Source organism: Ruegeria sp. I3, from assembly GCF_056532525.1.
The window spans coordinates 119440-132075 of the sequence record NZ_JBQFNI010000004.1 but is presented as its reverse complement, the minus strand read 5'-3'; the positions used below and the strand labels follow the sequence as shown (position 1 = coordinate 132075).

Genomic DNA, 12636 nt, shown 5'->3' with positions numbered 1-12636 from the left:
TATGATGCGTGCGCGGCTGGTGCGCTGACCGCTAATCGTGTATTAAAGCTACATATATTGTTGTGTTTGAGTGTAAGTCACTGCGTTTGAACCGGGTTGAGAAAGGGCTTGGTCAGCTCGGATCGTGCCCGGATTCTCCGAGGAACGGGACACGTCAGAATGCCCAATATCAATGGTACCAACGGCGACGACGATATCGATGTCACAAATGACAACGGTACTCTGAACGGAAACCCGGCGACGCCTCCGGTGACCGGTATCCGTGGCCGTGGCGGCGATGACGATATCACCATCACCAATAGCACCATTGCCAACAATGTCCTGGGCAATGCAGGCACCGACACGATCATTGTCACCAACAGCACGGTTGGCGGGCGCATCGCTAGCGGGTCCGATGCGGATACGGTTGATATCAGCGGGTCAACCGTCGGCGATATCCGGCTTGGTGCCGGTAATGACACGCTGAATTTCACCAGCACCACGGTGTCGGGTGACATTCGCGGCGGCAGCGGAACCGACACGCTGAACCTCCCTGAGGGCACTGTTATCACGGACGATACTTTCGGGGTGATTACGGTCGAAGACGGGGTTGGTTATTCAGTCTCTAGCGGCACATTTACCCTGCCTTCAGGCATCACCGTCACGTATTCAGCGTTCGAGAACGGGTCGGGTATGCCCTGTTTCACGCGCGATACATTGATCACGACGCAGCAGGGCCAGACCCCCATCCAGTCGCTGTGCACCGGTGACCTGATCCCCACGCTGGGGCAGGGCCTGCACCCGATCCGTTGGATCGGGCGGCGTGAATTTGATCGCTTCCAGCTTGAAGCCAACCCCAGACTCTGGCCTGTGCGTATCCTTGCAGGGGCATTGGGTGAGGGGCTGCCGCATCGCGATCTGCTGGTCTCGCGCCAGCATCGGATGCTGGTGCACTCAAAGATCGCCCAACGCATGTTCGGCACGACCGAGGTTCTGATTCCGGCCATCAAACTCACCGCAATGCCGGATATCTACGTTGATGAAAGCGTGGAAAGCGTCGAGTATTACCACCTTCTGTTCGACCGCCATCAGGTGATCTTTGCCGAGGATGCGCCAACCGAAAGCCTCTATACCGGCCCCGAAGCGCTGAAAATGCTGAGCGCCGCGTCGCGTCGCGAGATATTCGAGATTTTTCCCGAACTGACAGACCTTGCCTACCGCGCCGACCCGGCCCGCATGATCCCCGGCGGGCGGCTGCAAGCGCAGTTGATCACACGGCATTTGAAGAATAACAAGCCGCTGTTGCGGATGTCCCCGATCTTGACCTCAAATGAATTCAACTCGGGTGCAAAGATTTCGCCGCAGCCGTCTTGACCCTTCGCGCGATTCCCACTAAACGCATCCAACCAGTTTTCGGGCGCGACTTCGGGTTGCGCCCCTTGTGATTTGGCCGCGGGTCTTGTACCCGGCCTCCAGAAACAAAGGAAGAAACCATGTCGCGCCGTTGCGAACTGACCGGAAAAGGCCCGATGACTGGCAACAATGTCAGCCACGCCAAAAACAGAACTCGTCGCCGTTTTCTGCCCAACCTGAACGACGTTACCCTGCAGTCGGAAACTCTGGGTCGTGGCGTCAAGCTGCGCATCTCGGCAGCTGCCCTGCGCTCGGTCGACCACCGCGGTGGTCTGGACGCGTTCCTGGCCAAAGCCAAGGATGACGAGCTGTCGGCGAACGCCCTGAAAGTGAAGAAAGAAATCGCCAAGGCGCAAGCCTCGGCCTAAGCGCTTTCTCACGCAAGAATTCAGCCCTGCACCCTGCGGTGTGGGGCTTTTCTTTTTTGAATTCGCTGCCCCTGTGCGAATGATTGTCTCTGAAATGGTAATAAAACGCCCCGCTTCGTGACGTTGTTCACAGAACGCCTGCTGAATATCGCATATGTTTATGCATATTCATGTTGAGGGGGTTACCATGTCACTCAAAGCAAAGAATTTTCTGTTTTTACTGCCACGATCAATTGCAAAAGCTGTGATCCGCTGCACCCGGATGCAGCGCCGGGTAAACCGACTGCATACGGGGATGAATGCCGAGGCGTTCAGGCCGCCGAAAAGCTGAGCTAGGCCATACTGTCTCAGCCACTGCTTTGCGCTTGAAGCCGGTTCAGTGGGCGGCGTATATACCAAGCTGACATGACAGGCTTTTTCCGCACATTTCTGCCTTATACGCTGTCCTTGATGGTGATCCTCACCGGGCAGGGACTGGCCGCGTCGCGGGGTATGGAGCGCGCGGTCGGGCAGATGGTTTTGTGCACCGGCAGCGGACCGGTCGTCGTCTATATGGACGAAGACGGCCAACCGACCCGCGCACCGCAATACTGCCCTGACTATGCGCTCAACCTGCTGGGCGCGATCCATGAAGCCTCGGTTGCCGTACCTCCGGCCCCGCCGCGCGCGCTCCCCGCGCCGTCGCTCCTTTCCCAGCATCTGATTGCCGCGCCGCTGCCGCGACACCCAGCTCGTGCCCCGCCGGTTTCTGCCTGATTCCAGTTTCCAAACTCTATCAGACAGTTACCAAGGAGAGGCATAATGACCCTCAAATCCAGCCTGCTTGCAGTCCTGACTACCTTTTCGCTGACCGGTGCGGCGCTGGCTGCCGATACCATCTCGGTCGAAGACCCTTATGCACGGTCTTCGGGCAAAACCGCGAAGGCGGGTGCCGCCTTCATGATGATCCAGAATCAAGGCGATACCGATGACCGCCTGATCGGCGTGACCTCGGATGCGGCTGCCCGAGTGGAACTGCACACTCATAAGGTTGACGAAAACGGTGTCGCCAAGATGGTGCATGTGAAGGAAGGCTTCGCCATTCCGGCGGGCGAAACCCACATGCTGAAACGCGGCGGTGATCACGTCATGTTCATGGGCCTGACAGCGCCCTTCGAACAGGGAGGGAGCGTTCCCGTCACACTGATCTTCGAAAACGCCGGAGAGGTCGCGGTCGAGATCCCGGTCGATCTTGAGCGCCAGGACAAAGGCGGCCATTCGAACTAACGCCTGTCTTCAGGCTGTGGTACAGCCATCATCCATACGTCAGGCCGGGCAATGCCCGGCCTGTTGCGTCATCTGTTGACGGTTTTCATCTCCAATCGATCGCCCGCTTTTTTGAACCGTGCCGCCAGAAAGAACATCACCACCGCCGAGGTCAGCGCGAAGAAGGCAATTGCCCAGCCCAACGCCACCATGCCGCTGCCGGGCCAGAAGATCAGCACCAGCCCGACGATGAGTGCGAAGATACCTGAATTACGCACCGTTGCGCGCTCGGGGTCTTGTGGATGCATTTGCGGCAGCGCCATGAACGAGCCGATCGCAACGAACAGCGCCATCGCCCCCATGAGGGTGAAGGCCAGCCAGGCCACGCCCTGTGGCCAGATCAGCAACACCAAACCGATCAGCGCGGCACCGATCCCGACGCCTCCGATCAGCCCGCGCCGCCCAAAACCCAGCCAGGTCAGCGCGCCATCCAGAATCAGCAGCGCCCCTACCAATCGCAGCAGTAATGAGATGCTGCTGGTCGGCCAGAACAGCGCTGCAATCCCGATCAGACCTGCGAGAATTCCACGCAGCAGAAAGGTCCACCACAGGCTGGCCAGATTGGTACTTAACGTATCGCGCGCGTCGATACTGCTGTCGTCAAGGATTTCTCCGTCTTTGGGCGGTAGATCGGTCATGTCACTCACTCGGGTTTGCGTTTTCTGCACCATAGACGGGAAGACGCGCCGCTGTCTGCCCCTATCGCGTGCTGCCTCGCGCCAACAGCTCATCGACCCAGCGCGGTACTGCCTCTGAGGCTGGCCCCAGCCGGGTTTCATCAAAAATTCCGGCGGATGGCTCAAGGTTCAATTCGATCGTCCGCGCGCCCACGGCCCGCGCCTCTTGTACAAACCCTGCCGCCGGATAAACCTGCCCCGAGGTGCCGATCGAGGCGAACAGCGATGCTTCCATCAGATGGTCGTAGATCTCATCCATGAAATATGGCATCTCGCCGAACCATACCACGTCGGGCCGAGCCGAGGGCTGGTGACAGGACGGGCAGGGCTCACCCACATCCATTTCGGGTGGCGAAGCCCAACGATATCCGCACGCCTCACACAAAGCCCCAGCCAAGGTGCCATGCATATGGATCACATGCGCGGCCCCTCCTGCCTCGTGCAGGCTGTCGACATTCTGGGTGACAAGGATCACCTCTCCAGGCCAGCCCTGCTGCAACCGGGCCAGCGCCTGATGCGCCGCGTTGGGTTGCGCCATGGCGGCCTGTACTCGGCGGGCATTGTAAAACTGATGCACCAGCGACGGATTGCGGGCAAAGCCCTCGGGCGTGGCCACATCCTCGATCCGGTGCTGCGCCCACAGGCCCCCTTCATCGCGGAACGTGCCCAATCCGCTTTCGGCGGAAATCCCGGCCCCGGTCAGAATGACGATCTTTTCCATACCCGCCTCACGCGTTACACCCGTTCCCATGACACACCGTATCCTTTTCGTCTGCCTGGGCAATATCTGCCGCTCACCCGCTGCCGAGGGTGTGTTCCGCGCCCGGGCGCCGGGGCATATCACCGACAGCGCCGGAACCTCGGGCTGGCATATTGGCAGCCCGCCTTATGGCCCGATGCAAAAGGCCGCCCGCGCGCGTGATATCGATCTCAGCGACCTACGCGCGCGCCAGTTCGTGGCCGAGGATTTCAACCACTTCGACCTGATCATCGGAATGGACGCAGAAAACATCGCGAACATCGAAGATTTGCGCCCGGACGGCAACGACACCCCGGTCCGCCTGTTGACCGATTTCGCCCCCCATACCGGTGCCGACCATGTGCCTGACCCGTACTACACCCGGGATTTCGACGGCGTTCTGGACCTGATCGAAGAGGCCGTGGCGGGGCTGGATGCGCATGTACGGGCTCAGTGGTAGTTTTGCCTTGCGTATTCAATCAATCCAGAGCGACAGCATGTTTGAGCCCAAAACCAACGTTTATTCGGCCTCCGCAGGCTGCATCGCAATCAGCGACAGGGGTCAAACCATCCGCCTTCTAAGCGCATACCCTTGTGCCTATGCAGATAGTCGCATTAAGTGCATGGAATAGTAATCCGATCCCCAATGGTCATTTGATGGAATGATACAAATTCCTGATGCACGCATGAGGCTGTCATCAGCACACATAAATCTCCAAGCTCCAAGAGCGACTGCCGCCCGTTAATCCAACTGAGTTAGACATATGATCACAGGCACGATTAACCAGCTGAATACCCCAAAGGTTAGTGACAAAAAATGAATGACGAGCGCGCACTGTTCCTGCACGAAGTTCTGTCACCGGAAAGACTGACGCGGGTGGTGGATGTGGGTGCCAATCCTCTTGGCGCTACCCCATATTCAACCCTCCTGAAGAACCGCATATGCGATGTCTGGGGTTTCGAACCACAGCAAGATGCATTTGCACGGCTCTCTGAAGAGGGAGGAGAAAATGAAACCTATCTTCCTTATGCGATCGGCAGAGGAGGAAGTGAGCGCCTTCATGTTTGCAAGGGAAGTGGCTTCACTTCGCTATTCGAGCCCAACCCCGACTTCATCAGAGTTATGGGAAGGTGGCCCAGGCAAATGCGGGTCGAAGAAGTTGTACCAATAACCACCCATCGGCTGGACGACCTGAAAGAGCTGCCAGAGTTCGATCTGCTGAAGATTGACGTGCAGGGCGGAGAATTGGACGTATTCAGGAATGCGCGCGAAAAACTCAAGAATGCGGTCGCTGTGATATCTGAAATCGCCATGGTTCCGCTTTACAAGGGTCAGCCACTGCTTGACTCACAAATGAGCGAGTTGTCTGCGCAGGGATTTCATTTCCACAAGTTTCTTTTTCTAAAGTCTATGGCGGTCAAGACCCGTGCCTCGTCCCGCCTGAAGATGCGCGCTATGCGCAATCAGGCCATTGATGGCGACGCTGTGTTCCTGAAAAGGTTCTTCGCACTTGAGGACATACCGACAGAAAGCTTGAAACATCTTGCGATCCTGGCGGACGCAGTGTTTCAAAGCCCCGATGTCGCACTTATGGCTCTGGAAGTGCTGGCTGATCGCGACGTTGTCAAAGAGGCTGAACTGGACGCCTACGAGGCGTTAGTAGAAGCTGAATTCAGCAGGTAAGAACAGCCTTTATTCCGGACATACTAACGCTCATTAAACGTCTTTTGGTTTGCAGGACGGATCACGAATGGCTCAAATAAAAGAGCCTGGATGCTCACTTTCCGGTTCACCCCACCACCTTCAACTGACCAGCTAACCACGGCAATTGCGCAATCGCTGGATCAACGATCTGGCTGCGCATCAGACGTCGGATCATGTCGGCCACTTCCTGCGGTACCTGATCGGACCAGTCGGTCCGTGTAAACAAGGAAATGGTGCGTGCGAATTCACCGAACGGGGCAGGGTGCGCCTCCATCCCGTCGTGGAAGCGGGCGGCGCGCATATAGCCCAGCGGCGTGGTAATCGCCCAGCCGAGGCCGCGCGCAACCATCGCCATCAGCGCGAGGTGTGAGCCGATTTCGAACCGTTCCTCGAACTCCAGCTGCTGCCGGGCCAGATGGCTTTCGATCTGACGGCTGATCAATTGCTCGCGGGCATAGCGCAGAAAGGGCAGATCCTGCACTGGTTGCGCAACGCCCTTAGGCGCGACCAGAATGAACGGATCCTGCACCAGCGGATATTCGACCACGCCCTCCAGCACCTCGCCAGAATGGGCCGAGACCGCCATGTGCAGGCGCTGCGCTTCCAGCTCGGCAAACAGGTCCAGACTGGGCAGCGTGATCAGCTTGAATTTCGACCGGGTCAGACTGTCGGCCAGCAACGTCGCCAATCGCGGCGTCAGGTCGTTGTCGAAATCGTCGATCAAGCCGATGGACAGGGTGGTCAGATGCCCCAGATCCATCACCGCCAGTTCGCCTTGCGCCATCTGCAACTCGGCCAGCACTGCCTCGGCCCGCGCCAGGAAACTGCGGCCGGCCTGCGTCAGTCGCATCGGTCGCCGCCCGTGATCCACCAGATCGGTGCCCAAAGCCTTTTCCAGATTGCGCAATTGCTGGGAAACCGAGGGCTGGCTGAGCCCCGTGATCTCGGCCGCCTGCGCCACCGATCCGGTCCGTGCCAGCGCCTCGAACACCTCAAGGCCCCGCAGGGTCAGCCCTTTCATCACCATCGCACATACCTTTCGCTGCGCCATTTCTGAGGCGCAGCGGGCATCAGGTCAAGGATTGACAGGGCTCAGTTGCAGATCGCTTGCGCCATCTGGCCAAAGTTCTGATACCGATCCCACAGCGCATCATCGCGCGCGGTCTGCGACATCTTCAACTCCTGCGCCTGATGCGGGTTGGTGAACCACTTGGCGACGGTCTTCTGATCACTACGCGTCAGCGCCTGATCCGCCACGCGCTGAATACACCGGCACCGCGCCCGCGTCGCCGCTTCACGGTCTGATGCCAGACACGCCCGCTTGATCTGCGCCGCGTCCACTGTGTGGGCCACCGACGTCAGCGATGCCGCACAAAATGCGATTAAGAGGAACTGTTTCATACTCGAGCCTCGTTTTTTGCCTGCCCGGACGGGTCTTATGCCCCTCTCGGTCTGCGGCGGAGTATGAATCAAAGTGGATTCGGGATCAATTGGGTGGCTCGAAAAAGTGATTGCACGCGGCTGGGATGTCGCGTTTTCTGGCCAGACATTGTTTAAATCTCTTTCATGAGACCACTATGCTTAAGAAATACGGGCGCACTTCCATCTGCCGGAGTCTCCCGGGGCGACCAGCGATGATAAGATCATGTCCAGCGTTGATAAACTGGCTTCGGCTGATGAGGTCGTCTTCACCGAAAAACTGGACGGTGAGAATACAACGATTCATAGTCAGGGCTGCCACCCCCGCAGTATTGACGCGCGTTACCACCCGTCCCGAGATTGGATGAAGGCCTTCGCTACCGGAATTTCGCCACAGCTTGACGAAGATGAGCGCATAGTCGGTGAATATCTGTTTGCGCGCCACTCGATAGCGTACTCGGCGTTGCCGACTTATTTCCTGGGCTTCGCCTGGATCAAGGCAAAGCGCGTGCAATCGTGGGACGCGACGCTTTCACGCTTTCTCGAGCTGGGGATTGCTGCCGTTCCCGAACTCTATCGCGGACGGTTCTCTGTTAAGGTTCTGGCAGATGTGATCGCGGGCCTGGATCTGGATACTCAGGAGGGTTTTGTCGTTCGCACAACTGCAGCGTTTAACGAAGAAGACATGCCCACTCACCACGCGAAATACGTGCGCGAGGGTCACGTGCAGAGTGATACGCATTGGATGAACGCGGAGTTGGTCAAAAACAGGTTGCTCTGAACGGTCAGAGGCCTCGCAATCAAAGGGTTTCGCTGGGGCTTCGTCCCACCTTGACCACAGCCCATTTCCGACGCATATCCCCAACCCATGACAGACCTCGCTCATATCCGCAATTTCTCCATCGTCGCGCATATCGACCATGGCAAATCCACCCTTGCTGACCGGCTCATCCAAGAGACCGGAACGGTTAAGGATCGCGACATGAAGGAACAGCTGCTCGACAGCATGGATATCGAGCGTGAACGCGGCATCACCATCAAGGCCAACACGGTTCGCATCGACTATACCGCCGACAATGGCGAGCAATATGTGCTGAACCTGATCGACACCCCCGGCCACGTGGACTTTGCCTATGAGGTCAGCCGCTCCATGCGTGCGGTCGAGGGGTCGCTGTTGGTTGTCGACTCGACCCAGGGGGTTGAGGCGCAGACGCTGGCGAATGTGTATCAGGCCATCGACGCCGACCACGAAATCGTGCCGGTGCTGAACAAGATCGACCTGCCCGCGTCCGATTGTGACCGCGTGGCCGAACAGATCGAGGATGTGATCGGCATCGACGCGACCGACGCCATTCAGGTCAGTGCCAAGACGGGGCAGGGCATCCACGAAACACTTGAGGCCATTGTGCAGCAGCTGCCCGCGCCGCAAGGCAACTTGGACGCGCCGCTCAAGGCGATGCTGGTGGATTCCTGGTACGACGCCTATCTCGGCGTCATCGTTCTGGTCCGCATCATGGACGGCACGCTGAAAAAGGGGATGCGGGTCAAGTTCATGTCGAACAACACCCTGCACCATGTCGACCGCGTTGGTGTCTTCCGGCCCGAGATGGAGATGGTCGACTCGCTTGGCCCCGGTGAAATCGGCTTTCTCACCGCTTCGATCAAGCAGGTCCGCGACACCCGCGTCGGCGACACTATCACCAATGACCGCAACGGCACCGAAGAGGCTCTGACAGGCTTCAAACCCGCGCAGCCGGTGGTGTTCTGCGGCCTCTTCCCCGTTGACAGCTCCGAATTCGAAGACCTGCGCGATGCGATCGACAAATTGGCCCTGAACGACGCCAGCTTCAGCTTTGAAATGGAGACCTCGGCCGCGTTGGGCTTTGGCTTCCGCTGCGGCTTCCTTGGCCTGTTGCACCTTGAGGTCATCCGCGACCGCATCGAACGCGAATACGATATCGAGCTGATCACCACCGCGCCGTCGGTGATCTATCACGTCTACATGAAAGACGGCGAGATGATCGAGCTGCACAACCCCGCCGACATGCCCGACCCGTCAAAGGTCGACCATATCGAGGAACCGCGCATCAAGGCGACCATTCTGGTGCCCGACGAATACCTCGGCGACGTGCTGAAACTCTGCCAGGACCGCCGTGGCATCCAGCTGGACCTGACATATGCGGGCACCCGCGCCATGGTCGTCTATGACCTGCCGCTGAACGAGGTCGTCTTTGACTTCTACGACCGCCTGAAATCGGTGACCAAGGGCTATGCCTCGTTCGACTACCAGATGACAGGCTATACCGAGGACAATCTGGTCAAGATGTCGGTGCTGGTGAATGACGAACCCGTTGACGCGCTGTCGACCATGGTTCACCGCGACCGGGCCGAGATGCGGGGCCGGGCGATGTGCGAAAAGCTCAAGGACCTGATCCCGCGCCACATGTTCAAAATCCCGATCCAGGCCGCCATCGGAGGCAAGGTCATCGCCCGCGAGACCCTCTCGGCCTTGCGCAAGGACGTGACCGCCAAATGCTACGGAGGCGACGCCACGCGGAAACGCAAACTGCTGGATAAGCAGAAGGCCGGTAAGAAAAAGATGCGTCAGTTCGGGAAGGTCGATATCCCTCAGGAGGCGTTTATTTCAGCGTTGAAGATGGATTCTTAGGTCAGCTTAACTGGGGGTAAGAGAAGGCCTTTAGTTCCGTCAAGCGGGATCCTAATAAATTGTATCTGCTTTGGAATTGGTTTTGGAGATTAATGAAAAAAAGACGTTGTGTGCCAGAACTGATCTACCGCCACCGAGGTTACACTAATCACGACTTGCAAGACCACTCTAAGAGGCAAAGGTTAATCAGTGAACTGAGCGCTGCAAAAGAGGGTAGCGTTTGGTTTTCGCGATTGAGCGATCAAAATGATCCACTCGATACATATCCGGCTATTGTGGAATCCAGCCGTGCCGAAGTGAAAAGAGCGTTGAATGCATTTCAAAGAGAATATGGTAGTTATGTCGGGTTTTCAGGCACTGACTTCAAACAGGCCGCAAAAAAGCTCAGCATTCCGGTAAAACGGTTTAGAGAACAATTTTTTGATCCGGATAGACTAAATTCCAGTGTCCCAAAAACACTTGAGGATTCTCGAAAGCGACAGGTAATTTGCTGTTTCACGGATAACCCAAAAAGCACTTTGATGTGGGCCTACTATTCCTCTTCTCACCAATCTTTCTGCTATGAATTTGCTTGCGCGCAAGAGAAACTGAGTGACGCAAAAAGAACTATAGGTGAGGTTAAATACTTGGCTGATCGTCCAAATATTTCGACGGTGGAAGCAATTCGTTGGATGGTTAGGAGTAGTCGCAAAGACAACCTGCCGAGGTCGAGGGAGCTAACGGCTTCCGGTGAAGAAGAACAAAAAATGACCGATGCCCTAGTGCTAGCTAAATCTAAAGAATGGCAGCATGAGAACGAGTGGAGGTCTATTCGGCCGCTTACAGATGGTCCCGGGTATTACTCTGTCGGGCCATATTATCTTAAGTCGGTGGTATTTGGCATCAATGCTGGTCAGCAACTCAAAGAACTTGTTTCTGAGACCTTGGGAAGTGCTTTTGCGATACGCGAATTGAAGCTCTCGGCGCATTCATATGGATTAGAGTTTGCAAGTTAATTAAGCTGAACTTCGATCACTGCTCGACCTCCCGTGGCTTCAATCCTAACAATGAAGCTAAAAGTCGAATCTTCTTTCAACTCACCCGCCCGGCAGCACCGCCGGGCCGCGCCGACCCGCCCCCATGGGGCGGCGCGTTTGCGCCTCCCCTCGGGCCGGCGCTGCCCTCATCTTTTTAGATCAATCGTTGAAGGCGCGTTTGCGCCCCGGGGCTCCGCCCGTTCGGCCCTGAAACGGTCCACCGGACCGTTTCTAAGACGGGCCTCACCCCCTCGGGCCGGCGCTGCCCTCAGTTCTGTTGATCGAACGTCTGGTAAACCCTGCGTTGCTCAACTAGATTTTTGCTATGACGTTGAATTTTCGAACCATCTTGTATCGTTGGCCCATCAGGACAATCGCTCTCACGGTGTTATCTTACTTTCTCTTGGGTCACCTTTTGACTTGGGTCGAAAGCCATTTTGCAGAGGACGGGTTCACCTCCGTCTGGATTGGTGGCTGGGTGTTTTTTGTATGGGTTGTTTATACAGGTTACCCCATAGGAATTTATCTGATCAGAAGATTCAGATAGTATTGTAGGGCGGGCTTCAGCCCGCCATTCGCTCGACCAGATCCAACGCGCATGGGTCGGATGGTTTGGTGGGTTGGAAGCCCACCCTACGTGGGGGGGGTGTTTACACCCATCACTTGAACACCGTGGGATTCGGGGGTGGCGGGCTGAAGCCCGCCCTACGGGGGCTCCGTCTGCTGCGCCATCTAACGCCAGTCTAAACGCTTTATGAAGTTTCCCTTAGGTAAGTTGTAACCGGCGCACCCCCTCCCAATCTGTAGGCCACAGCAAGGATGTTCGCTTTCGAACCCTAAAGGGTCGCATTCAGGAGGAAAGCCCATGACCAGATACATGACTGCCGGAGCCGCCGCTCTGGCCACCAGCCTCACCCTCGGAACCGCTGCATTGGCCGACACTACGCCGGACCTGCGCGGCACGTGGTTGGGGAGTTATACGACCGTGCAGCCCAGCCATTATTACAAAGGTGATCAGCCCCGCTTTAATCAGGCCGAATGGATGCTCGACGTCCAGATGCAGGAAGACAATGTCTTCTGGGGGCCCAGCAAGTGGCGTCGGGATGGCGACACTGAATGGAATGAATACGAGGCCACTGGAACCATCAGCCTCGATGGGTCTGGCTCGATCGGCATCGTTGAAACTTCCCCGCTGGTGATTGGCGCCAATGCGTTGATCGATGCGCGGTACGAGGACGGCAAGATCTTTGCCGATTTCCGTAGCCTGCGGAACGGAACGACCTACAGCACAGTTCTGGAACGTCAGGTGAACTGAAGCGTTTCCGGCCCGATCGGATGTTAAAGGGG

Annotated in this window: 14 protein-coding genes; 10 read left to right on the top strand and 4 right to left on the bottom strand. The window is 57.2% G+C overall.

Features of this window, described 5'->3' with window-relative positions; genetic code table 11:
* Positions 1-159 precede the first annotated feature (159 nt).
* From ACR0L9_RS12905 to ACR0L9_RS12890, 4 genes are all read left to right on the top strand, one after another.
* The gene (locus ACR0L9_RS12905) at positions 160-1353 is read left to right on the top strand and encodes a Hint domain-containing protein (protein WP_480895816.1); all 1194 of its coding nucleotides are present in this window, start codon (positions 160-162) and stop codon (positions 1351-1353) included.
* A 119-nt stretch (positions 1354-1472) separates the two neighbouring features.
* A complete protein-coding gene (gene rpmB, locus ACR0L9_RS12900) occupies positions 1473-1760 on the top strand; it encodes a 50S ribosomal protein L28 (protein WP_008756960.1) in 288 nt (95 codons plus the stop codon).
* A 405-nt stretch (positions 1761-2165) separates the two neighbouring features.
* Entirely contained in the window at positions 2166-2516 is a 351-nt protein-coding gene (locus ACR0L9_RS12895) for a hypothetical protein (protein ID WP_480895814.1), read from the top strand.
* A 45-nt stretch (positions 2517-2561) separates the two neighbouring features.
* Entirely contained in the window at positions 2562-3026 is a 465-nt protein-coding gene (locus ACR0L9_RS12890) for a copper chaperone PCu(A)C (RefSeq protein ID WP_170397208.1), read from the top strand.
* A 68-nt stretch (positions 3027-3094) separates the two neighbouring features.
* On the opposite strand, the gene ACR0L9_RS12885 is transcribed toward ACR0L9_RS12890, so the two are convergent.
* On the bottom strand, positions 3095-3703 hold the full coding sequence (locus ACR0L9_RS12885) for an HdeD family acid-resistance protein (RefSeq protein WP_170397206.1): 609 nt from the start codon (positions 3701-3703) through the stop codon (positions 3095-3097).
* Positions 3704-3764: 61 nt separating this feature from the next.
* Complete coding sequence (locus tag ACR0L9_RS12880) at positions 3765-4463, bottom strand: NAD-dependent deacylase (protein WP_480895900.1); 699 nt, start codon at positions 4461-4463, stop codon at positions 3765-3767.
* 28 nt (positions 4464-4491) lie between these two features.
* Here ACR0L9_RS12880 and ACR0L9_RS12875 point away from each other — a divergent pair, with 28 nt between their 5' ends.
* Together ACR0L9_RS12875 and ACR0L9_RS12870 are read left to right on the top strand one after the other, a co-directional pair.
* Positions 4492-4941: a low molecular weight protein-tyrosine-phosphatase gene (locus tag ACR0L9_RS12875; RefSeq protein ID WP_170612177.1), complete on the top strand. Its 450-nt coding sequence runs from the start codon at positions 4492-4494 to the stop codon at positions 4939-4941.
* Between the two features lie 357 nt (positions 4942-5298).
* Positions 5299-6165 (top strand): FkbM family methyltransferase, encoded by an 867-nt coding sequence (locus ACR0L9_RS12870; protein WP_480895813.1) that lies wholly within the window; start codon positions 5299-5301, stop codon positions 6163-6165.
* A gap of 106 nt (positions 6166-6271) precedes the next feature.
* Here the strand turns inward: ACR0L9_RS12870 and ACR0L9_RS12865 are convergent, their stop codons facing one another.
* Positions 6272-7213, bottom strand: a complete 942-nt coding sequence (locus ACR0L9_RS12865; protein ID WP_170404783.1) for a LysR family transcriptional regulator — start codon at positions 7211-7213, stop codon at positions 6272-6274.
* Between the two features lie 65 nt (positions 7214-7278).
* The gene (locus ACR0L9_RS12860) at positions 7279-7587 is read right to left on the bottom strand and encodes a hypothetical protein (RefSeq protein WP_170404173.1); all 309 of its coding nucleotides are present in this window, start codon (positions 7585-7587) and stop codon (positions 7279-7281) included.
* Positions 7588-7831: 244 nt separating this feature from the next.
* On the opposite strand from ACR0L9_RS12860, the gene ACR0L9_RS12855 reads away from it, so the two are divergent.
* The 4 genes from ACR0L9_RS12855 to ACR0L9_RS12840 all read left to right on the top strand — a co-directional run bounded on the left by ACR0L9_RS12855 (position 7832) and on the right by ACR0L9_RS12840 (position 12604).
* The gene (locus tag ACR0L9_RS12855; protein WP_480453898.1) at positions 7832-8386 is read left to right on the top strand and encodes an RNA ligase family protein; all 555 of its coding nucleotides are present in this window, start codon (positions 7832-7834) and stop codon (positions 8384-8386) included.
* Positions 8387-8473: 87 nt separating this feature from the next.
* Entirely contained in the window at positions 8474-10273 is a 1800-nt protein-coding gene (gene lepA / locus ACR0L9_RS12850; RefSeq protein WP_170424201.1) for a translation elongation factor 4, read from the top strand.
* 92 nt (positions 10274-10365) lie between these two features.
* Complete coding sequence (locus ACR0L9_RS12845; protein ID WP_170466101.1) at positions 10366-11268, top strand: DUF2971 domain-containing protein; 903 nt, start codon at positions 10366-10368, stop codon at positions 11266-11268.
* 886 nt (positions 11269-12154) lie between these two features.
* Positions 12155-12604 (top strand): hypothetical protein, encoded by a 450-nt coding sequence (locus ACR0L9_RS12840; RefSeq protein ID WP_480895812.1) that lies wholly within the window; start codon positions 12155-12157, stop codon positions 12602-12604.
* Positions 12605-12636 lie beyond the last annotated feature (32 nt).